At 31.7% G+C, this 22,620-nt stretch carries 18 protein-coding genes; 9 read left to right on the top strand and 9 right to left on the bottom strand.

What is annotated here, in order from left to right:
* Nucleotide 1: 1 nt before the first annotated feature.
* From KLA_RS01580 to KLA_RS01590, 3 genes are all read left to right on the top strand, one after another.
* The gene (locus KLA_RS01580) at nucleotides 2-385 is read left to right on the top strand and encodes a DUF5071 domain-containing protein (RefSeq protein WP_013621490.1); all 384 of its coding nucleotides are present in this window, start codon (nucleotides 2-4) and stop codon (nucleotides 383-385) included.
* A 39-nt stretch (nucleotides 386-424) separates the two neighbouring features.
* The gene (locus KLA_RS01585; protein ID WP_034643111.1) at nucleotides 425-1,072 is read left to right on the top strand and encodes a suppressor of fused domain protein; all 648 of its coding nucleotides are present in this window, start codon (nucleotides 425-427) and stop codon (nucleotides 1,070-1,072) included.
* Nucleotides 1,073-1,157: 85 nt separating this feature from the next.
* Nucleotides 1,158-2,066 (top strand): aspartyl protease family protein, encoded by a 909-nt coding sequence (locus tag KLA_RS01590; protein ID WP_034643114.1) that lies wholly within the window; start codon nucleotides 1,158-1,160, stop codon nucleotides 2,064-2,066.
* Here the strand turns inward: KLA_RS01590 and KLA_RS01595 are convergent, their stop codons facing one another.
* Nucleotides 2,067-2,765, bottom strand: a complete 699-nt coding sequence (locus tag KLA_RS01595) for a helix-turn-helix domain-containing protein (RefSeq protein WP_235183509.1) — start codon at nucleotides 2,763-2,765, stop codon at nucleotides 2,067-2,069.
* Between the two features lie 102 nt (nucleotides 2,766-2,867).
* The gene (locus KLA_RS01600) at nucleotides 2,868-4,010 is read right to left on the bottom strand and encodes an MFS transporter (protein ID WP_034643121.1); all 1,143 of its coding nucleotides are present in this window, start codon (nucleotides 4,008-4,010) and stop codon (nucleotides 2,868-2,870) included.
* Nucleotides 4,011-4,279: 269 nt separating this feature from the next.
* On the opposite strand from KLA_RS01600, the gene KLA_RS01605 reads away from it, so the two are divergent.
* The 3 genes from KLA_RS01605 to KLA_RS01615 all read left to right on the top strand — a co-directional run bounded on the left by KLA_RS01605 (nucleotide 4,280) and on the right by KLA_RS01615 (nucleotide 7,787).
* Nucleotides 4,280-5,686: a pyridoxal phosphate-dependent decarboxylase family protein gene (locus KLA_RS01605; protein ID WP_034643124.1), complete on the top strand. Its 1,407-nt coding sequence runs from the start codon at nucleotides 4,280-4,282 to the stop codon at nucleotides 5,684-5,686.
* Between the two features lie 32 nt (nucleotides 5,687-5,718).
* Nucleotides 5,719-6,804 (top strand): SGNH/GDSL hydrolase family protein, encoded by a 1,086-nt coding sequence (locus KLA_RS01610; RefSeq protein ID WP_034643125.1) that lies wholly within the window; start codon nucleotides 5,719-5,721, stop codon nucleotides 6,802-6,804.
* Between the two features lie 164 nt (nucleotides 6,805-6,968).
* Entirely contained in the window at nucleotides 6,969-7,787 is an 819-nt protein-coding gene (locus KLA_RS01615) for a DUF1080 domain-containing protein (protein ID WP_034643127.1), read from the top strand.
* Between the two features lie 50 nt (nucleotides 7,788-7,837).
* Here the strand turns inward: KLA_RS01615 and metE are convergent, their stop codons facing one another.
* Nucleotides 7,838-10,156 carry a 5-methyltetrahydropteroyltriglutamate--homocysteine S-methyltransferase gene (gene metE / locus KLA_RS01620; protein ID WP_034643129.1) on the bottom strand — a complete coding sequence of 773 codons (2,319 nt, stop codon included), beginning with the start codon at nucleotides 10,154-10,156 and terminating at the stop codon, nucleotides 7,838-7,840.
* A gap of 157 nt (nucleotides 10,157-10,313) precedes the next feature.
* Between metE and KLA_RS01625 the strand changes: the two genes are divergently transcribed.
* Complete coding sequence (locus KLA_RS01625) at nucleotides 10,314-10,775, top strand: Lrp/AsnC family transcriptional regulator (protein ID WP_034643358.1); 462 nt, start codon at nucleotides 10,314-10,316, stop codon at nucleotides 10,773-10,775.
* A 37-nt stretch (nucleotides 10,776-10,812) separates the two neighbouring features.
* On the opposite strand, the gene KLA_RS01630 is transcribed toward KLA_RS01625, so the two are convergent.
* Nucleotides 10,813-11,328 (bottom strand): hypothetical protein, encoded by a 516-nt coding sequence (locus KLA_RS01630; RefSeq protein WP_034643130.1) that lies wholly within the window; start codon nucleotides 11,326-11,328, stop codon nucleotides 10,813-10,815.
* 127 nt (nucleotides 11,329-11,455) lie between these two features.
* The gene (locus KLA_RS01635) at nucleotides 11,456-13,039 is read right to left on the bottom strand and encodes a S41 family peptidase (RefSeq protein ID WP_034643360.1); all 1,584 of its coding nucleotides are present in this window, start codon (nucleotides 13,037-13,039) and stop codon (nucleotides 11,456-11,458) included.
* Between the two features lie 156 nt (nucleotides 13,040-13,195).
* On the opposite strand from KLA_RS01635, the gene KLA_RS01640 reads away from it, so the two are divergent.
* Nucleotides 13,196-13,831, top strand: coding sequence for a vancomycin high temperature exclusion protein (locus KLA_RS01640; RefSeq protein ID WP_034643132.1), 636 nt, complete (start codon nucleotides 13,196-13,198; stop codon nucleotides 13,829-13,831).
* Nucleotides 13,832-13,842: 11 nt separating this feature from the next.
* Nucleotides 13,843-15,117 carry an NRAMP family divalent metal transporter gene (locus tag KLA_RS01645; protein WP_034643134.1) on the top strand — a complete coding sequence of 425 codons (1,275 nt, stop codon included), beginning with the start codon at nucleotides 13,843-13,845 and terminating at the stop codon, nucleotides 15,115-15,117.
* A 46-nt stretch (nucleotides 15,118-15,163) separates the two neighbouring features.
* Here the strand turns inward: KLA_RS01645 and acs are convergent, their stop codons facing one another.
* The 4 genes from acs to KLA_RS01665 all read right to left on the bottom strand — a co-directional run bounded on the left by acs (nucleotide 15,164) and on the right by KLA_RS01665 (nucleotide 22,464).
* Nucleotides 15,164-17,071, bottom strand: coding sequence for an acetate--CoA ligase (acs, locus tag KLA_RS01650; RefSeq protein ID WP_034643137.1), 1,908 nt, complete (start codon nucleotides 17,069-17,071; stop codon nucleotides 15,164-15,166).
* A gap of 323 nt (nucleotides 17,072-17,394) precedes the next feature.
* Nucleotides 17,395-19,326, bottom strand: a complete 1,932-nt coding sequence (locus tag KLA_RS01655) for an OmpA family protein (RefSeq protein ID WP_034643140.1) — start codon at nucleotides 19,324-19,326, stop codon at nucleotides 17,395-17,397.
* A 10-nt stretch (nucleotides 19,327-19,336) separates the two neighbouring features.
* Nucleotides 19,337-20,311, bottom strand: coding sequence for a type IX secretion system membrane protein PorP/SprF (locus tag KLA_RS01660; RefSeq protein WP_034643142.1), 975 nt, complete (start codon nucleotides 20,309-20,311; stop codon nucleotides 19,337-19,339).
* Nucleotides 20,312-20,322: 11 nt separating this feature from the next.
* Entirely contained in the window at nucleotides 20,323-22,464 is a 2,142-nt protein-coding gene (locus KLA_RS01665; protein WP_161633449.1) for a gliding motility-associated C-terminal domain-containing protein, read from the bottom strand.
* Between the last annotated feature and the right edge of the window lie 156 nt (nucleotides 22,465-22,620).

Raw genomic sequence — 22,620 nt, forward strand, 5'->3', positions numbered from 1 at the left:
ATTGCAACCACAACTACCAAAACACAAAGGAGACCTAGAAGCTATAGCAGACTTAAAAAACTATAGTTATGAGCAAGTAAAACCAATAGTGCCAGAGTTATTAACTTGGTTACAAGATTTAAACTGGCCCGTTGCAGGTCCAATAGCGCTATATTTACAGTCTATAGCAAAACATATTACAGATGATATTATTGCCATTTTAAGGGGCCAAGATGAAGTTTGGAAATACTGGCTTGTGTTAGTTTTTGGCACAAATGCCACAGCACCAATAGATCCAAAATTACTGGCTGAATTTAAACGAATTGCTACACAACCTACTAAGGCAGAAATAGCTGAAGAAACACAAGAATTGGCTTTAGAGGTGATTAAAAAAACTAAAACCTAGAAAAGTAACTACTTTACTTAATACTCCATAAATAACCCTATGACCCTAGAAGAATACAAAAAGAAATATACAGAAGAAGATGCTGTTGGTTGGGACTGTATAGATACTGTGGTAGAAAAAATATACCCAGAGCAAAATCCGCAGCATTATGCCCCACAATTACCTTATGCATTGGGTGGCACAGAGCCTATAGATGGCATTAGCGTGTACAACAGTAACTTGCAAGAACCCCACTTGCATTACATTTCTTATGGATTTTCTGAGCTGTATTACAATGAAGAATCTGTAGGAGAAGAATATAGCAAACTTGGTTTTGAACTTACTTTTAGACTAAAAAAATATAGTGATGAAGATAATGTTAATTGGGCGTGTAATTTAATTCAGAATTTAGGAAAGTACGTTTTTAGCAAAGAAAAATGGTTTGAGGAATACCATCTTATACCTGCAAACGGACCAATAAGAAGTAATTACAATACAGATATTACTGCTCTGGCCTTTGTTATAGACAAAGAATTAGGTATATTAAACACTCCACACGGTGAGGTTCAGTTTTTACAAATGGTTGGCTTAACCAACACAGAATATGAGGAACTAAAACAAAATCCTAGTACCTCAAAAACTAAAGAACTACTAGACAAACTAAAACAAAACAACCCTTTGCTTATTACAGATTTAGAACGTAAGTAAAAATTAACAACACTAACACCGCACCTACTCCAACTTTATGTAAATTAGCTTTACTGCACTACGTACTCTTAAACCAATAATAACTATGTTTAAAAAGTTGTTTACTTATTTATGTTTTACACTAGTTACTTTTGGTGGCATATCTCAAACCAAAAACAATGCAAATTTATTAGGTAGCTTTCCGTTTACTTTTACTCCTAAAAATAACATTGCCGTAGAGGCCATTTTAAATAAAAAAGATACTGTTAGCCTAATGCTACACACAGCTGCAGAATCTATCACTTTAATTGAAAAAAGCACTACCAAAGCTACTAGTGTACTATGGAACACAGAAGAAACTGTAGAAAGTTGGGGCGGAAAAAGCACATCTAGACATAGCAACAGTAACACGTTACAAATAGGAGGTTTTAATTGGAGTAATTTACCTATTTGGGAAAATAAAAACTCAGGCCCAGGAACAGATGGCAAATTTGGACCTAGTTTATTTAAAGGCAAAGCCCTACATATTAGCTTTACAAACCATAAAATTACGGTATACAAAACAATACCTACAAAAATAAAAGGCTATACAAAAGTACCTTTATACTCTAAAGACGGCTTTATGTTTTTAGGCGGTGTAAGTAGTATAGCATCAAAAAAATATGAGAATTCATTTTTAATTCATTCTGGCTACACTGGTTTCCTATTATTTGATGACAATTTTGCTAAAACTAATAAATTAGATTCGCTTTTAAAAATAACTGATACTAAAACGCTTAAAGATTCTTATGGTAATGTGCTAAAAACACAAAAGGCAATTTTACCTAAATTTAAAGTTGGTAAAACTACATTTAAAAATGTACCTATTGGCTTTTTTAAAGGCGCAATTGCTAGGCAAAGTATGAGTATTTTAGGCACTGATTTTCTAAGGAGGTTTGATTTTTACATTAACACAAACAGAACGTTTATATACTTAAAACCAAACAAAAATTACAATATGGCTTATAATAATTAGCTATTTAAAATCTATAGAAAATTTAGAAGGACTAACCCCTGTATGCTTTTTAAAAAATCTAGAAAAACTACTTAAAGACTCAAATCCCAACTCAAACGCAAGTTCTTTAATTGTAATTTCACTTTTAACAAGTTGCCTTTTTGCTTCTGTAATTTGGCGCTGCTGTATAATTTGTTTTGCTGTTAAGTTTAATTTTTCAGTTAAAATCTGATTTAATCTTTTTTCAGTTATACCCAACTCTTTTGCATAATAATTAGCTTTAGTTTCTTTTAAAAAAGAGGTTTCCATCAACTCTAAAAAATCAAACACTCTTTTTTGCTTAAGGTCTTGTGCTATAAAATTTTCATTACCAATACGTATTAAACTTAGTAATAACACCTTTAAAAGTGTTTTCATCATTATGTATGATGCTGCTGTGTTGTACTCTTCTACCACTAAATTAATAGCGTTTTTCACCTTTGCAACTTGCTTAGGGGTTTTTAAAACTAATTGAGGTTGTTTATTAAAGAGCGTCATTACATCTAAGGCATACTCTATATCATCTTCTTCAATTAAATCTCTTTCAAAATTTAATAAAATTCCTTTTTTAACTTCAAACGCTGTATCCGGAAAAAAATCGTTTAAAGGTTTAAAATATACAACAGCATTATAATCCGCAGTTAAGCAAAAATAAATTCCAAAAGAATTACCAGAAAGCATAGTTGTCTTTTTAGTTAAGCTTTTCTCTATCTTTATTTTATGTTTTAAATTGGCTACAGGCATCTATATTTAAAATTTAATTTAAATATAGGCATACTATATTTATTGGTTATGCTCTTCTATTTTTTTAAATGCATAATAAAGTACAATACCTATAACCAGAGCTAATAAAGCAGCTACAGTATACACAATAGCATAATTTGTAGATATATATTCTATAAAAGTTGATAAAAATTGGCCGCCAAAAACTCCCATTGAATACAAGCCTAAGTTTTTTCCCAAATTTTTAGGCGCACTAACCTCTATCATCATATGGTTTAAAAGTGGTATTGTAAAGCCAAAACCTGTGCCAATAAATACAGCACTTAAAATCAATAGAGGTATACTATTAAAAAAAGCTAGTGTAACATACCCTAGCATAAAAAATAAAAAGCCCAAAGCTACCACTTTACCATCTCCTATTTTTTTAACTGCCCTAGGCATTTGACTTGCTGTAATAATAGCAATTACAGATATAAATGCCATAAAATAACCAGTGTAAGACTCTGTAAAACCAATAGATTTTGGCAAATAAATGGGTAAGGTTACAAAACTAACAAAGAACAATACCATAGACAGTAATGAAGCATAAAAAATAGTTTTTATAGCTAGCTTACTTTCTTTTTTCTCTTGTTTAACCACAACTTCATCACTTTTAATTGTTTTAAACAATGTTTTTATAACCAACAACCAACACACAATTGCTAATAAATATATAAAAAACGGATACTGCCAATGCCACTGCCCAAGTATACCACCAATAGAAAGAAAAATTACACCACCTAATTCTATAGACATACCTTGCCAAGCAATAAGTTTCATTCTTTTTTCACCCGTAAAAAAATCTGCAATAAAAGAAGTTACTGACACTTGCACTGCAACTGTAGCTGCTCCTAATAAAAACCGGTCTAGCATTAAAATATAGTCGTTTGTAATATACGCCCCAGCAACTCCTAAAAGTGCATATGGCACCAACCCCAAACACAACATAGTATAAGAACCTGTTTTATGTAAAAGTTTACCCACTATTGGTGCAAATACTACTACTCCCAAAGATGGTAGTGTAATTAACCAACCTGGAGAAAAACTAAAATTTAAATTTTCTACAATTCCTGTTAAAGATGGCGCAATAACTGTACCTACCATTATTGTTAAGCTACTTACCAATAACAGTGTAAATATTCCTAAGTTTGTTATTTTTTTCATATTGCAAAATTGCAATACTAATTTGCTTTCTACTGTGCCATTTTTCTAATAGAGTATACCAAAATGGAAATAACTAAACTACGCGTAAACTCTTCTGCCTTTTGTATATTAAATATGAGATTCTATTGCAAAAAAATAACTCATATTAAAACTAAAATAGCATAGGTTAACTTTTAAAAAACAGTAAAAATAACATTTAGGTTACTTTGTTTATTTAACTTGTAAACCAATTAGGCATCCTATTTTACACCATAAAGCTTTATTAAATTATGAATAAACTGCTTGAAGAAGATTTTAATAATTTTGACCAATTATTACAAAAAGTAGCTAAACAAGGCACTACATATTTTAAAAATATTGATACAGAAAAAACTACTTTACCTGTGTTAAATACTATTTATGAAGGCTTAAATAAAGAGGGTATTGGAGGATTAAATACACTTAAGTTATTTAATAAAAAATTTAAAGACACTATTGTTGCTTCTTCTGGCCCTAGATATTTGGGCTACGTAGTTGGCGGGTCTACACCTGCTGCTGTTATTGGTGATTGGCTCACAACTATTTATGATCAAAATCCGCAAACAACCTCTGCCCAAGGAGATGTATCTGTGCAAATAGAACAAGAAACTATAAAGTTATTGTTAGATTTGTTTGCTTTACCACATAACTTTTTAGGCGGGTTTGTTTCTGGTGCTACAATGTCTAATTTTACTTGCTTGGCAGTAGCCAGGCAATGGTTTGGGAAACAAAAAGGAAAAGATTTTGCAAAAAATGGTATTTCTATACCAATAAATATACTATCTGCTGTACCTCATTCTTCTGCTATAAAATCTTTATCTATGCTTGGTATAGGCAGTACTAACGTTAGTAAAATAAAAGTTGAAGAAGGCAACAGAGAGTCTATAGATATTAATGATTTAGAGCAAAAAATTAAAGCTTTAGACAACCAACCATTTATACTTATCTCTAGTGCAGGAACCGTAAACTCTGCAGATTTTGATAATTTTGAAGCTATAAACACATTACATAAAAAATATAATTTTTGGTGGCATATAGATGGTGCGTTTGGTGCGTTTGCAGGATGCTCTCCAAAATACAAACATTTAGTTAAAGGCTGGGAAAATGCAGATAGCATAACTATAGATTGCCACAAATGGCTGAATGTACCATATGATAGTGCCGTTTTTTTTATTAAAGAAAAGCACAACTTACTACAGCTTCAAACATTTCAAAATTCTAATGCTCCATATTTAGGAGACCCTTTAGAAAACTTTAATTATCTAAACTTTTTACCAGAAAACTCTAGAAGACTAAGAGCTTTACCTGCTTGGTTTTCTCTTGTTGCCTATGGTATAGATGGTTACAAAGATATTGTAGAAAACTCAGTTAAAATGGCACAAATGTTAGATGAGTATATTACTCAAAATAACGAGCTAATACTACTAACCCCTACACGTTTAAACAATGTTTGTTTTTCTTTAAAGGATAAAAATAAACAAGATAAAATACCTCTTTTTATAACCGAACTAAACAAAGAAGGTAAAGTGTATATGACACCAACAGTATATAGAAACACTAAAGGGGTTAGGGCTTCTTTTGTAAATTGGCGTACCAATAAAAAAGATATTACTGTAGTTATAACAGAAATTGAAAGAGCCCTTAAAACTACTTATTAACACTAAACCAACAATGTATTATTTTATATAAAATGAAATTTTCTTTTTACGTTCTCATCTTATCAATTGTAGTGCTTACTTCTTGTAAAAGCACTACAAAAACCATAATAACCAATACAAATAAAGACATTACATATTGGGGAAGAGTAAATAGTAACACTACAGATAGCACAGACTTACACTGGTCTGGTACATCTATAAAATTAAATTTTGAAGGCACTAGCATACAAGCATTATTACAAGATGAAAAAGGAGAAAACTATTATAATGTTCTTGTTGATAATGACAGCGCTAAATTATTACGATTAGATACTACAAAACGCTATTATACGCTTGCCAGCAATTTAAAAAAAGGAAAGCATACTGTAGAGCTATTCAAAAGAACAGAATGGGATAAAGGAAAAACAAGCTTTTTTGGTTTTAAACTGAATAAGCAAGGTAAAATATTACCAAAAGACTCCCCTAAAGCTAGAAAAATTGAATTTTACGGAAACTCCATTACTGCTGGTTATGCTGTAGAAGATTTTACCGGAAAAGACAGACCAGATAGTACATACACAAACAATTACCTAAGTTATGCTGCCCTAACTGCCAGACATTTTAATGCAGAATACAGAGCTATTTGTAAAAGCGGAATTGGAGTTACAGTAAGTTGGTTTCCTATAATAATGCCAGAGCTTTACAATAGACTAGACCCCAATAACGAAAACAGTGTATGGGACTTTTCTTTATACCAACCAGATGTAGTAGTTGTACATTTATTTCAGAATGATTCTTGGATAGTGAATATGCCAAAAAATGAAGAGTTTAAACACCGGTTTGGGAACAAAAAACCAGAAGATGACTTTTTTATTACTGCTTATCAAAACTTTATTACTAGCTTAAGAAAAGAATACCCTAAAGCTAAAATTATATGCGCTCTTGGAGCTATGGATGCCACAAAAGAAAACTCTAAATGGATGAATTTTATTAGCAAAGCAGCAGCTAAAATAGCAGATAAAAATGTTTACACACATTTTATGCCCTATAAAAACACTCCTGGACACCCAAGTATAAATGAGCAAAAAGAAATGGCCAAAAGTCTTATTGCTTTTATTGATAAAAACATAAACTGGTAAGTATTTTTTTTATTTTACAATTACATTTCTGCAATGTAAAATTTAAACGTGCTAATTTAAAAACAAACAAAGCTGTAAGTTTTTTCTACAGATTTAACATCATATACATTACAACTCTCCCTTAAATTTATATTTTAGCAGATCCTAAATAATCTACCAAAAATATGAAAACCAAAACCTATAATGTAATTGTTATTCTTATATGCTCACTTTTTATAATGAGCTGCAACAATAACAAACCAAAATGGAAACAACTTTTTAATGGTAAAGACCTTAAAGGTTGGCAAGTAAAAATAAGAAACCATCCGTTAAATGATAATTACGCCAATACTTTTAGCGTAAAAGATGGCAACATACAAGTGCGTTATAACAACTACGGAGATTTTAATCAGCAATACGGACACCTATTTTACAAAAAGCCTTACAGCGCATACTTAATTGGTGTAGAGTACAGGTTTGTAGGAGAGCAAGCCAAAGGTGGTGAAGGTTGGGCTACTAGAAATAGTGGTATTATGATTCACGGACAGTCTCCTAATACAATGACGGTAGAGCAAGATTTTCCTAACTCTATAGAAGTACAACTTTTAGGAGGCAACGGAAAAAATGACCGCCCTACTGCTAATATTTGCACACCTGGTACACAGTATGTGTTTAATGATGAGATAATACAAGAACATTGTGCAAAATCTACATCTAAAACATACCGCGGAGACCAATGGGTACGTGTTGAAGCTTTGGTTTTAAAAGATTCTTTAATAGTACATTATGTAAATGGTGAAGAAGTGCTGCGTTATACAAAACCTCAACTAGACCCTGTAAACGGAGCCAAAGAAGGAAAACCATTAACTAGTGGTAGCATCTCTTTACAAAGTGAGAGTCATCCTGTAGATTTTAGAAAAGTAGAAATAGTAAACCTAGAAAAATACATCACAGATAAAGCTAAGCTTACAGAAGTAATTAACGAACTACTTACCAAAAAGTAAAAAATTAAAAGCCTTTAGTAAAATCTAAAGGCTTTTTTATTCAGCTTATTTTAATAGGTAGTTTTTAATTTAGAACGCATTGTTTTTGCAGCAGCCACCAAATTTTCTAAAGCAGCTTTTGTTTCTGGCCAATCTCTAGTTTTTAATCCGCAATCCGGATTTACCCAAATATTATCTACAGGCAACAACTTACTTGCTTTTTCTAAAAGATCTTCTATCTCTTGCAATGTAGGTACACGTGGCGAGTGTATATCATAAACACCAGGACCAATTTCATTAGGATATTTATAATCTACAAATACGTTTAATAAATCCATTTTAGATCTAGAGGTTTCTATAGTAATTACATCTGCATCTAATTTAGTAATATGCTCTATAATATCATTAAACTCAGAATAGCACATATGCGTATGTATTTGCGTTTTATCTGCCACTCCAGAAGTAGCTATTTTAAAACTCTCTACAGCCCAAGTTAAATATGCATCTCTATATTCTTTTCGTAATGGTAAACCTTCTCTAATAGCAGGTTCATCTACTTGAATAGCCTGTAAACCTGCTTTTTCTAAATCTACAACCTCATCTCTAATTGCTAAGGCTATTTGCTTACAGGTTTCAGACCTTGGTTGGTCATTACGTACAAAAGACCATTGTAAAATAGTAACCGGCCCTGTTAACATACCCTTTACTACTTTAGAACTTAAAGACTGTGCATAGGCAGACCAGTTAACTGTCATTGCCACTGGTCTAGATACGTCTCCAAATAATATTGGTGGTTTTACAGCTCTACTACCATAACTTTGTACCCAACCAAAGCTAGAGATAGCAAAACCATCTAGTTTTTCTCCAAAATACTCTACCATATCATTACGCTCACACTCACCGTGTACAAGTACATCTAACCCTATTTTTTCTTGAAAACGTATGGTTTCTTCAATTTCTTTTTGAATTAATGTATTATAAGCATCCAAACTAAGTTCTTTTTTCTTGAATTTAGATCGCCAACTCCTTACTTCTTTTGTCTGTGGAAAAGACCCAATAGTTGTTGTTGGGTATACTGGTAACTTTAGTTTATTTTTTTGAATTTTTTGACGTGATGAAAACTCTGCATTACGCTCACTATCATTTGCAGTTAACAAACCTATTCTTGCTTTTACCGCAGCATTATGTATAACTAAAGATTCTTTTTTTGCTTTATGCGCCTTAGTGTTACTTAATAATTTAGCAACAACCTCTTTGCTTTTGTCTGCTGTTGCAAGTTTTTTAAGTGTAACTAATTCATCAATTTTTTGCTTAGCAAAAGCCAACCATTGCTTTACACTAGTTGGTAGTGTTTCTTCATTTTGTTCTAAATCTAAATCGTAGGGCGTATGTAATAATGAGCAAGATGTAGCAAGCCAAACCTTATCTACCCCTAATTTTGCCACTACATTTTGCACGGTTGCTAAGGTTGCTTCAAAGTTATTTTTCCAAATGTTTCGTCCATCAACCAAACCTAAACTAAGTATTTTATCTTTCTTAAAATTAGTCGCATTTAAAACATCATCTAATTGTAAAGAACAACGCACCAAATCTAAATGTAAAGCGTATACTGGTAACTGAAGTACAGTTTCTAAATTATCTCCATAACAATCAAAATAACTAGTTAAAATAATTTTTAAGTCAGGAAATTTACCGGCTAATTGGGTATACAATTTAGTTACTGCCTGCCTATCTTTAGCTGTAAGGTTTAATGCCAAACAAGGTTCATCTAATTGTACGTGTGTTGCCCCAGCTGCAACCAACTCTGTTATCAACTCAAAAAATACAGGTAACAAATTGTTTAACAAATCTATTTTATTAAAGCCCCCCTCTTTTTCCTTTCCTAAAAGCAAATAAGTAACCGGACTTAATACTACTGGTTTTGTGGCAATGTTATGTGCTAATGCTTCTTTAAACTCCTCTACAGGTTTTAAAGAGAACAATTCAAAATCTTGATTAGCTGTAAACTCTGGTACTAAATAATGATAATTGGTATCAAACCATTTAGTCATTTCCATAGCAGTAACATCAAACTCATTATTTTGTAAACCTCTTGCCATAGCAAAATATAAGTTCAGCTTAGATTCTTTTTCTTTTATTTTCTGATATCTTGCAGGAATACAACCGTAGGTTAAGGTAGCATCTAAAACCTGATCGTAAAAAGAAAAATCGTTAGACGGAATAAGATCTACTCCTGCCTTTTGCATTAATTTCCAATTGTAAAGTTTTAACTGCTTACCCATTTCTACCAATTCGGTTTTAGTAGCTGTACCTTTCCAGTACTTCTCGCTTACTTTTTTTAACTCCCTTTTAGCTCCAATTCTTGGGTAACCTAAAACATTAGTTTTCATAGCATTGTAAATTTATTATTCTATGCAAAGTTTAGTATAATAAATATTTTAGCTAAATAAGTTGTTGATTTTAGAAATAACAACTACAAAATATGTAGTAAAAAGAATAATAATCTTTTATACATTTGTTTCAAATCAATTTTTAGATAAATTTTCTATGAGCAACTTAGACCAGATAGATGTACAACTTTTACGATTACTACAATTAAACGCTAACCTAACTTCTAAAGAATTGGCCAACAAAGTAAATTTATCTACAACGCCAGTTTTTGAAAGAATAAAAAGGTTAGAAAGAAACGGATATATAAAAAAATACGTTGCTGTTTTAGATGCCGAAAAGTTAGAGAAAGGATTAACTGTGTTTTGTAATATTAAACTAAAGCAACATACAAAAGATATAGGGCACAATTTTGTAAAAGAAATTAAGTCTATTAAAGAAGTAACAGAGTGTTACAATATTTCTGGTGATTTTGATTTTTTACTTAAAGTGCAAGTAAAAGATATGCTGCATTACCAAGACTTTGTTTTAAATGGTTTAGGATCAGTAAAAAGTGTAGGAAGTACACACAGCACATTTGTAATGGGAGAAATAAAAAACACCTACGCTATACCAATTTAGATATAATGTAAGTGTTTAAAAATCTTGTGTTTTTTATTTAGAATCTCTTTATTGTTTTTATAGTGTACATAATACCTATAGATACCGTAGACCATTCTGTATTATCTCCTAATTGTATGCCTGTATATGATAAATTAAGCTCTGTACTTTCTCCCATTAAATAACCTATTTGAGGTCTGTAATAAAAGCCTCCGTCATTACCATCATTAAGTCCAAAACCCTGACCTAAATCTGCGCCAAAAGAAAAAGAATTGGATGTCCAAACACGCACAGAAGCTGCAGCTTTTAAAAACTGAATATCAGGTAAATCATTAGTAATAGTGCCTGTATGGTATTTTTCTGCAAAGCCGTGTATGTAGCCACCAGTTACACCTAAGTCTACTACTTCTCCCAATGCCCACATATGGCCTATATCTGCAGCAACCATTAAACTTACATTATCTGTATAATCATCTAAAGGAATACCACCTTGTATACCTATTTTTAATCCTTCTTGTGCAGATAAGTTTACAGCCAATACTGCAAACACAATTAGTAACGTAATTTTTTTCATTTTTTGTTTGGGGTTTAGTTATTTATTGCCAAAACTAAACGCTTACATAAAAGATGCATAATTAATGTTGCAAAACACTTGTTTACCGTTGTAGAACAACTGTTTTATAAAGTTGTACATTAAAAACTTATTTATTTATTGAATTTAAAATCCAATTTAGCTCTGGATCGTAATTGTTTGCACGATCCTCTAAAGTAGGTGTAATAACTATGTCTGGTTTAACGCCATACCCCTCAATTTCAGTTTTAAAAGGTGTTTCTAAAACCATTAATCCAAAGTATAACATTAGCTTAGAATTTGGCAGTCTTACCAATTTTGTTTGGCCTGCAACAGTACTATTATAAGCACCGCCTGTTTCCTCACCAACAATAATGCCTCTTTTACGTGCTTTTATAACATTAGAAAATACAGAAGATGCAGAAAAAGAACGGCCATTTATTAATACATACACATTACCTTTATAATTATTTTCTTTAGGTGCTGCTATCTTAGATTCCTTAAACTTATATACTAGCTTACCATTTTTTTTGTGCGTCTTAAAAACTTCTTTAAAAAATAGAAACGGCACAAATAAAGACTTGTATGCTGCTCCATAAACTGTTTTGTTACGAGACATATAAGACTTTATCATTGGGTATCTTGTGTTTACCTCTCCTTCCTCAATAAACTTAAATTTATCCTTTGCTAAGTAAGAATATAAATCGTGAATTTCTACCAATCTACCACCTCCATTATCACGTAAGTCTATAATTAAATTTTCAGTTTTTGCTGAGTCTATTTTTTTAAAAGCCTCTTCATAAAAAGCTTCGTAATCACCTCTAGTAAAGCTTCTAATTTTCATATAAGCAACGCTACTATCTTCACCTATAAAATCTAAATTTCTGTTATAATACTTTTCAGAGTAACTATATCCGTATTTATGATAATCCTTTAGTTCTTTCTTTAACTTTTTTGAAGCAAGTTTTCGTTCTTCTTTCGTCTTTTTAATTGGTTTTTTATCATTTAAACTATCTTTTTTTGCTTTAGGAAACCTTGTAGAGTCTCTTGGTATTCTTCTAAAAATTTTAGTATATAAACTATCATTTTTAGAAAATGTAACCTCTAAACTATCTAATCTACCTTTATCATAATAGTAATATCTAGCTAATTTCTGCGCAGAATATTTGTTATGAAAAGTTGTGTTATAGCCGTCTGAAGAAAAATAAGTTTTGTATTTTTTTAGCAAGTCATCAACAGAATCATCTCCTAACTTTACCACTCTACTACCTACCATTGTACTGTCTTCTCCAAGAGTATTCTTAACCAAAACTGCATCTTCTACATTCTCAAACCTTAAATAAGACCATTCATTTTTTAGTTTATTTAAAGCTTTACCTTCTTTACGTCTATATTTTTTTGTTGGCACAGAAATACCTGCATGTCCTTGCCTAACCTCTGCTACAACAGGAGCTAATTTTTCATAAAAAGCGTAAGTTGTCATAGGCTTTGTAATACTATCCTTTAAGGTTTTAAATTTTGCATCTAACTCCTTTTTAGACGTATAAATATATAATTGAGGGTGTAATTTTTGTAGTTTTCGGTAGGCTACATCAACATCTTTATGCAGTTCTTCTACATTATGCAACTTAGTTATTTGCTTGTTGTGTTTATCTACACTTGCGCAAGAAATAAGCAACACAAATACTAAAAAGGAATATAAAATTTTTATCAAAGGTTTGTGGTTTAGTGGTTTGACTTTATATTTTTTATTAAAAAACATAACATATTTTATGCCAATAAAGTTAAATTATTGAATACATCGAAAATAATTTTTAACAATATTTTATTTTCATCAATCCTAAGTCTCTATTTTGTACCTTTAACTTGTATGAAGAAAAAAATTGCCATACTCCTTTTTATACTAATTGCATTGCCTTTATTGGCAATTTTTTGTTCTAATAGCGTTATTAAAAATGCCGCTAATGGAAAAACCTATTATGCAGTAAACACTGTACCACACAATAGAGTTGGCTTGGTTTTAGGCACAACTAGCAAACTAACAAATGGGAGTCCTAACCCTTATTACGTACACCGTATAAATGCAACAATTGCTTTGTACAAAGCGCAAAAAATAGACTTTGTTTTGGTTAGTGGTGATAATGGCAGTAAGTACTATAATGAGCCAGATACTTTTAAAAGAGATCTTATAAAAAAAGGTATTCCTGCAGAAAAAATATTTTTAGACTATGCCGGCTTTAGAACTTTAGACTCTATGGTGCGTGCACACGTTATTTTTAGCTTAGATAATGTTACTGTAATATCTCAAAAGTTTCATAATGAAAGAGCTATTTATATTGCAGAAAAAAAAGGCCTTACTGCTGTTGGTTTTAATGCTAAAGACTTAAACGGAAAAGCAGGTTTAAAAGTACAAACCAGAGAATATTTAGCACGTGTTAAAGTGTTTTTAGACATATTATTTAATACTGAACCTAAATTTTACGGCGAAAAAATAGTGATAGAATAGTACATACTACAATGCAAAAAATTACAACTTTACTTAAAAATTTAGGGCCAGGGTTACTTTTTGCAAGTATGGCAATTGGCACCTCTCACCTAGTATTGTCTACCAAAGCTGGGGCACAATATGGTTGGATAATGTTAGTACCTATTATACTTGCTAATATTTTAAAATACCCTTTTTTTGAGTTTGGTATTAGGTATACCAACGCTACTAACAAAACACTTATAGAGGGCTATTTAAATCGTGGTAAAGGGTATTTATGGTTTTATGCACTAATTACACTTGTGTCTACATTTACCATTTTAGCAGCTTTGTATTTGGTAACTTCTGGTTTACTTATAAATCTTTTAAATTTCACAAATGCATCTATAACCCTAGTTGCATTTGCTTTATTTGCTTTTATATCTGCACTACTTATTATTGGTAAATATGTTTTTTTAGAAAAATCTTTAAAAATTATAGTTTCAATTTTAGGAATTGCGCTTTTAGCTACAACTGCTATGGTTATTTTTAAGGGTAAGGTTAATGAAGTTGCCAACTTTAATCCTCCGTCACTTTTTAGCAATGCCAGCATTTTATTTATTATTGGTTTAGTTGGTTGGATGCCTACTGCCGTAGAAACCTCTAGTTGGTTAAGTATGTGGACCATTGAAAAGCAAAAACTAACCAACAAAAAATTAAACCTTAAAGAAGCATTGTCTGAATTTAACTTTGGCTACATTGTTACTGCAATACTTGCTATATTTTTTATGACAATTGGGTGTTTATCTCTTTATGGCACAAATACAGAAATGAGTAGTAGTGCTGTAGGTTTTGCAGATCAACTAATTAATTTATTTACTGTACATATTGGTGAGTGGACAACCATTTTTGTTGCTACAGCTGCTTTTGCAACAATGTTTAGTTCTTGTATGACGGCTCATGATGCAATTGCAAGGGTTAGTATTGATGTATTACAAAAACTAAAAAACAAACCAAATAATACCACTGAAGAAACAAAAAAACAAAGTAAATCTTATTTTACGATAGCCGTACTTGTGCTTACGGTTATAAATTTGGCTGTAATTGTATTTTTTAATTCTAATATGGGAAAAGTAGTAGCTTTGGCTACATTTGTATCTTTTATAGTAGCTCCTGTAGTTGGTTATATGAATTTAAAAAATGTACTAAGTACAGATGTAGCTAAAGAGCACCAGCCTAAAAAGTGGTTACAAATACTAACTTACCTGGGCATTTTATTTTTAAGTCTTTTTGCTGTTTACTATTGTTATATAGAAATTATTGCATAAAAAAAACCGACTCTGTAAAAAGTCGGTTTAAACTACATACTGTGTTTTATAGTGAGTTATCCATAATTTCCTTAACAATTTCTGGATTTAGCAACGTACTAATATCACCTAAATTCCCCGTATCATTAGAAGCTATTTTACGCAAAATACGACGCATAATTTTACCACTTCTTGTTTTAGGCAGGCCAGTTACAAATTGTATTTTATCTAGCTTAGCAATAGGTCCAATGTGTTCTGTTATTTGCTGATTTATTTCATTTCGTAAATTATCTCTATCTCTAGTTTCACCAAACTCTTTTAAAATAACATAACCATACAAAGCATTTCCTTTTACATCATGCGGAAAACCTACAATTGCAGATTCTGCTACAGCCGGATGCTCATTTATGGTATCTTCAATTGGTGCGGTACCTAAATTATGTCCAGATACAATAATAACATCATCTACACGACCTGTAATTCTGTAATAACCAACACCATCTCTTAATGCGCCATCACCTGTAAAATATTTGTCTTTATAGGCAGAAAAATAGGTATCTCTATATCTTTCATGATTACCCCAAATAGTTCTTGCAATAGAAGGCCAGGGATATTTAATACACAAACGCCCTTCTACTTGATTTCCTTTTACTTCTTGTCCGTTTTCATCCATTAAGGCAGGTTGTATACCAATAAAAGGCAACGTTGCATATGTAGGTGTTGTTGGTGTAACATACGGTATAGGAGAAATCATAATTCCACCAGTTTCTGTTTGCCACCACGTATCTACAACAGGACTATTATTTTTACCTACATTATTGTTATACCAATGCCAGGCTTCCTCATTTATAGGTTCGCCTACAGAGCCCAATACTTTTAAGGAAGATAAATCATGGTTTTCTACAAAATCCATATTTTCTTTTGCTAAAGCTCTAATAGCTGTTGGTGCGGTATAAAACTGAGTCACTTTATGTTTTTCTACAACTTCCCAAAAGCGTCCAAAATCTGGATAAGAAGGCACACCTTCAAACATTACTGTAGTAGCGCCATTTGCTAAAGGACCATAAACAATGTAAGAGTGGCCAGTAATCCACCCAATATCTGCTGTACACCAATAAATATCATTTTCTTTATACTGAAAAATATTTTTAAACGTATACGCTGTATACACCATATAACCACCTGTAGTGTGTACCATACCTTTTGGCGTACCAGTAGAACCAGATGTATATAAAATAAATAATGGATCTTCTGCATCCATTATTTCTGCCACACAATCTCCATAAGCTTCATCTAACAGTGGTTGTAACCACTTATCCCTACCTTCTACCATTGTAATCTCTGCATTGGTACGTTTTGCTACCAAAACAGTTTTTACCCCAGGACAATCATTTAAAGCAACATCTACAATACCTTTTAAATCAATAGACTTTTTACCTCTAAAAGAACCATCAGAGGTAATTACAAGTTTACAATCAGAGTCATTAATTCTTGTTGCCAATGCATTAGAAGAAAAGCCTGCAAAAACAACAGAATGTATAGCTCCTATTCTTGCACAAGCTAATAAAGAAACTGCTAATTCCGGAATCATAGGTAAGTAAATACAAACCCTATCACCTTTTTTAACGCCGTTTTCTTTTAATACATTAGCCATTTTACAAACACGCTTATGCAACTCGTAATAACTAATGTGTTGCGCTTCCTCATTAGGGTTGTTAGGTTCAAAAAGAATTGCTGTTTTTTCTCCTCTAGTTGTTAAATGTCTGTCTATACAATTCTCCGTAATATTCAGTTTTGCATTTTCAAACCATTTAACCTCTGGTTTAGAAAAATCCCAACTTAAAACATTATCCCACTTTTTTCTCCATAAAAAATGTTCTTCAGCTATTTCTTCCCAAAATGCTTCTGGGTTACGTACAGATTTTCGGTATACCTGAAAATACTCCTCTAAATGCTTAATGTGATAATTACTCATACGTTATTTGTTTTGTGCTTATGGTTACCAATAACTAGTATTGCATCAATAAAACAATAGTTATTTTGTTTGATGATAATGCACATCAACCTAAAAGAACTAAAAACACAAACACAATAAATTTGCTAAATATGTGATTTTTTGCTCTTAAAACTATGTTTTAAAGAATGATTTCCTATAAAATTAATTGAATTATTAAATATAGGAAAATATAGAAAAGTATTCGTTTAATTAGCACAAAAAAATTATAGTAATATTCAATAAACTTAACTAGTTATAAGAAATACATTTAAGCATACTATAATTACAAAAAAAGAGCTGTATTAATACAGCTCTTTATAATTTAAAACAACAATGTTGCACCTACGGTTTTCTGCGTGAAAGTAGTCTATACAATACACACCATTTACACATTTGTTTAGTACATGATCTTCTCCGTAACCAATAGTGTATAAAATATTTTTAGAAGGTATACCGTTATTTAAAAGGTATTTTTTAATATTATCTGCACGTGCTTGTGAAATTCTAAAGTTAGATGAAGAACCTCCCTTACTATCTGTATGCGATTCTATTTGAAGGTTAAACTCTGGGAACTTTTTAATTATTGTTATTGCCTTATCTAACTCTTTTATAATATCTGGTGTAAGTTTACTGCTTTTGGTTTTAAAAATAAACTTATTTAACTTAAGCATAGACTTTCCTTCTTTTTCTACCACAAAATCATCTGCAAAGTCTAAGTATATAGGAGTTTGTTTTTTATTTTTTAATTCTTCAGCAGTATAAAACTGTCTAAATAAAGAGTATTTCTTTTTAGAAGCTATTACTGTAATTTTTTCTTGCCAAGGCACTTCTATTTCATAAGAACCATCTTCTGCAGACTCTAACTCTTTTATTACTTTATTATTTTGGTCTAGTACTTTTATAGCTACATTACCAATCCTAATATTAGTTAGTGGATTTAAAGTTTTACCCTGCAATACAATGGTATTAAGTTTAGGCTTTTCTGCTACTGTAAAACCGTAAATATCATCTTTACCTTTACCACCATCTCTATTAGATGAAAAGTAACCTTCTAAGCCGCCAGTAGTATTATTTTTTACAATAAAACCAAAGTCGTCTTTAGCTGAGTTAATACCTTTTCCTAAATTTATTGGTAGACCTGCACTGCCATCTGCCTTTAAATTAGACTTGTAAATATCCATACCTCCGTAGCCATAAAAAACATCAGAAGAAAAATATAATCCGTTTTCAAAAACAAAAGGAGAAATTTCATTTCCAGGAGTATTTACCCTTGGTCCTAAATTTATTGGCGCAGACATAATTTGTCCATTGCTGGTATTTACATAATAAATATCTGTACCACCATAGCTGCTATCTTCAAAATTAGCAGCAAAATATAAACGCTGAGAATTTGCATCGTAAAAAGGATAATAAAAGCTAGTACTTAAGTGCTTAAGTATAAAATTAAACCTATTGTTACGGTCTACTTCTGCAATAGAAAGTGCATTTTTTCCTTTTTCATCATACAGCATTTCACCATTTTTTTCATTAGATAGCACATAAAATAACTTATCTAACTCTGCAGAGTAATATGGTGTTGCCTCATGAAAGTTAGCTTTAGGAATACTGTTATATGGTTTTACATTGGTAATATCACCATCATCCTCTATTTCACTTTCATAAATATCTAAGTATATTCTCTCTTCTTTTTTCTTTTTTTTCTTTGCTAAAGTAAGCACTCTATCACTAGTAAAAAGTAATTTATCTTTATAAAATGATGGTGAAAAGTCTGCCGCAATACTATTTCCTTTTATATTAAAAATAGTATAGTTAGGTAGTACTACGTCTTTTTTATTTTCAATATCAAAATTAAACTTTGCATTTTCTGCCCAAGATGCTTCTTTTAAAATAGTATCGTTTTCTAAATACTTATTCATTTCATCTTTTCCAGATATTGCGTATAAACTACGTAGCATTTTGTTGTAATGAAACGGAGTAACTATGGCATCACTTTCCAAAATCATTTCATAAGTTTGCCACGCTTTTTTAAACTGTTTTGTATTAAAATATGCCTCTGCGTAGTTTAAAAACTGTTGCGTGGTAAGTACAGTTTCTTTACTCTCTTTTTCATATTCTTTAACTGCCTGCTCATACTTATATTGAAAGAAATAACGATCTCCTGCAGACTTCAAATTTTGAGCACAAACAGATAGTACAACTAAATTTAAAAGTAAAAAGCTAAGTTTAAATTTCATATTGTTTGTATTAAAAGAATCTTGGTGTGTCTATTTGTTTAGGTTTTTTATTGTCTTTTGGGCCTTTACTCCTTTTTGTTCCGCCAGATTTACCTAAATAAAACTTTAAAATAACCTCATGAGAGCCATCATTATAGTTTTTAAATGCATTTGTAGAATAGTCATATGAATATCCTACATAAATAGAGTTAGACACTTGAAAACCTGCTAAACCGCTTACCGCATTATCAAACCTGTATGATGCACCTACGGTCACCAAATCACTAATTAAAAAATTAGTAGATAAGTTTACGTTTAAAGGAGAATCGGTAATATAATTTACCAAAAATGCTGGTTTAAACTTTAGTTCATCACTTAAATCAAAAACAACACCACCAATAAAGTTAACCTGAGTTTTATCTTCTTCAATAACAGCAACCTCATCATTATACAGCGTACTTGTTAGCAAGTTAGGTACAGAAAGCCCTAAATACCAATTGTCTGCATATACAAATGTACCTGCGCCAATAATTGGGTAAAACTCATTGTACTGTGTATCTTGTATTGCTGGTTCATTCTCATATTCAAAATCTCCTTTTGTAAAATCGATATCTAAAATTGATGCTCCTGCATTTATACCAAAAGACCATTTTACATTGTCTGATAATTTTACCTGGTAAGAGTATGATACATTTATTAAAGACTGACTCATTGGTCCTAACTTGTCTGAATATGCATTAAAACCAAGTCCTGTTTTTTCATTAGAAAAAGGAATATTTGCTCCTAAGCGTATTGTGGTAGGTGCACCAGGAACACCTACCCATTGGGTTCTATACAAACTTATAATTTCTGGATCCTCTACACTACCAACATAAGCAGGGTTAAAACTACCAATATTGTACATATACTGCGTATACTGTGGTTCTTTTTGAGCATAGGAATTAGCTGCAATAAAAAACAACATTAGTATACTTAGGCACTTGTATATATGAAGGGATTTTTTCATTTGTTTTTATATCATCTTATGATTTGAATCCATCCTTTTTTAACTTCTGAGCCATCTGCCAAATCTAACACATAAAAGTAAGTTCCGTTTGGCAAGTCTCCTTTTTTCCAAGTACCGTCCCAATTGTTTTGGTAATTGGTTACGCTATAAACCTCGCTACCCAATCTATTAAAAATAGTTAAAGTATTATTTGGATAAGTCTCTATACAATTAATGCGTAAAAAATCATTAACTCCGTCTGAATTTGGAGAAAATTGATTAAACATAAATCCGCACTCGTCATTACTTCTTGGCTCTATACTTAGGGCAACAGATGCTATGTTATTATCTACATTAGCCTCATCAATAGGAAAAGAATCTGTAATTTCTACAGTATTTACGTGTGTACCTTCTTCTAAAACCATAGCTGTAATTTCTAGAACCTGAGTATCATTCCCTAAAATTTCATCTAACGTCCATACGCCTGTTGTAGCATCATAATTACCCATAGTAGTTGTGTTAGATACGTGTGTAAAACCAGTTGTACTATTTAAAATATCTGTAACACTTATATCTGTAACCAAACCATCTGTTTCATTGGTTAATGTAATTGTAAAAACAACAACATCACCTACAGTGGCTGTTACTTTGTTTACAGACTTAGAAATAGACATATCTATCTGCTTAATAGCAACTGTAGCAGAACTTTGGTTGTTTGCTGTTGCTGTATCTACAGGGTTACTACTTGTTATTTCTGCGGTATTTATGTGTGTACCACCATCTATAACAGTAGCTGTAATTTCTAATGAGGTACTTTCACCTGCTGCTAATTCTGCAATTGACCAAATGCCAGTAGCGTTATTAAAACTACCTAATTGTGCTATATTAGAAACATATTCAAAACCAGTAGTTTCATCTAAAACATCTGTAATTTCTATAGCTGTTACAGGATCTCCGGTTAAGTTTTCTACAGTAATAGTAAAAACTACATCTTCACCTGTAAAAACTTCATCTCTATCTACTATTTTTGTTACAGATAAATCTGTATCTGTAGGTGCACAATCTAACACCGTAATAGTTATAGTAGTAGACTCTGCTGTACAAGGAGCAACAAAACCTGTTGTTGTATATGTAAATTGATACTCTCCTAATGGCTGATTTGCAAAATCTACACTATTTGCATCTATTGTAATAGAACTAGATGCAGGTTGCGAAGTTAATGTCCACTCACCAGTATCTGCACCTGTTAATTGATCATCTAAATTTACTACCGTTACTCTTCCATTACCTGGTAAAGAACAAGCTGTAGCATCTGTACCTGTACCAGAAGAAGGTTGTGTATTTATTGTTGCCACAACCTCTACCCTATCTGAAGTACAACCGTTTGCTGTAGCCTCTACGTAATACGATGTAGTAACTGATAAAGATGGAGTATCAAAATTTAATCCTGTATGCACCAATGTTCCTCCAGAAGGAGCGTCATACCATAATAAAGAACCATCTGTTGTGGTTCCTGTTAATGTTACAGAACCTTCTCCACATCTAGAATCAGAAGTCCCTGTAACAGTTGGGCTACTATTTTGAACTATTGTAATTTTTAAAGGCGGACTAACACAATTGTTAGCTTCATCTAAATAAAACCCATAAAATTCTCCCGAAAATCCTATTATAGAACTATCATAATAAGAAGAATCATCTAACAAATCATCACTACTACTCCAAGTAAGCACTGTACCTGCTGGTGTAGCACTGGCTACATAGTCATTTAAATCTTTAGTAAAACTATCACAAAAAGTAGTTTCTTCACCAGTTCTTAACTCTGGAGCATCTGGTGCTGTTGCACAAACAGGCTCGTTATCTACAATAATAATCCTAGCAGAAGCTGCTAAAGGGTTTATATTGTATTCTGAGTTTTCAGATAGTGTAATAATTACAGTTTCATCTCCTTCAATTAAAGTATCATCTACAATACCATCTATATCTAAATCTGCACTGCTATTAAAAATAGGAATTAAAATAGCACCTCCTACAGAGCTATAATCTGTTCCGTTTGTAGCTGTACCTGAAATGGTGAAATTTACACGCAAACCACCAGTAAATATTCCTTCCGTTCTAGAAATTCTAAACCTACCAGGTACTTGCCCTGCTTCTTCTGCGTTAGTAATACTCTGCACAGAAACTTGTTGTCCTATAGCTAAAAAACTAAAACAAAAGAACATCACTAAAAGACTTAAAGTCCTTTGCTTTTTAATACATTTAAAACTGCCTAATTGTTTAATTTTCATTTTTCTTTTATAGATAGTGTTACTCAACTATAATTTATAACAGAT

It is taken from the genome of Cellulophaga geojensis KL-A (genome assembly GCF_000568425.1).
Taxonomy (GTDB): Bacteria; Bacteroidota; Bacteroidia; order Flavobacteriales; family Flavobacteriaceae; genus Cellulophaga; species Cellulophaga lytica.

Coding starts and splice junctions, on each gene's coding strand:
- KLA_RS01600 (WP_034643121.1), bottom strand. CDS start 4,010: ATGAAAAAAATAACAAACTTAGGAATATTTACACTGTTATTGGTAAGT.
- KLA_RS01660 (WP_034643142.1), bottom strand. CDS start 20,311: ATGAAAAAATCCCTTCATATATACAAGTGCCTAAGTATACTAATGTTG.
- KLA_RS01615 (WP_034643127.1), top strand. CDS start 6,969: ATGAAAACCAAAACCTATAATGTAATTGTTATTCTTATATGCTCACTT.
- KLA_RS01610 (WP_034643125.1), top strand. CDS start 5,719: ATGAAATTTTCTTTTTACGTTCTCATCTTATCAATTGTAGTGCTTACT.
- KLA_RS01590 (WP_034643114.1), top strand. CDS start 1,158: ATGTTTAAAAAGTTGTTTACTTATTTATGTTTTACACTAGTTACTTTT.
- metE (WP_034643129.1), bottom strand. CDS start 10,156: ATGAAAACTAATGTTTTAGGTTACCCAAGAATTGGAGCTAAAAGGGAG.
- KLA_RS01630 (WP_034643130.1), bottom strand. CDS start 11,328: ATGAAAAAAATTACGTTACTAATTGTGTTTGCAGTATTGGCTGTAAAC.
- KLA_RS01640 (WP_034643132.1), top strand. CDS start 13,196: ATGAAGAAAAAAATTGCCATACTCCTTTTTATACTAATTGCATTGCCT.
- KLA_RS01655 (WP_034643140.1), bottom strand. CDS start 19,326: ATGAAATTTAAACTTAGCTTTTTACTTTTAAATTTAGTTGTACTATCT.
- acs (WP_034643137.1), bottom strand. CDS start 17,071: ATGAGTAATTATCACATTAAGCATTTAGAGGAGTATTTTCAGGTATAC.
- KLA_RS01625 (WP_034643358.1), top strand. CDS start 10,314: ATGAGCAACTTAGACCAGATAGATGTACAACTTTTACGATTACTACAA.
- KLA_RS01595 (WP_235183509.1), bottom strand. CDS start 2,765: ATGCTTTCTGGTAATTCTTTTGGAATTTATTTTTGCTTAACTGCGGAT.
- KLA_RS01605 (WP_034643124.1), top strand. CDS start 4,280: ATGAATAAACTGCTTGAAGAAGATTTTAATAATTTTGACCAATTATTA.
- KLA_RS01585 (WP_034643111.1), top strand. CDS start 425: ATGACCCTAGAAGAATACAAAAAGAAATATACAGAAGAAGATGCTGTT.
- KLA_RS01645 (WP_034643134.1), top strand. CDS start 13,843: ATGCAAAAAATTACAACTTTACTTAAAAATTTAGGGCCAGGGTTACTT.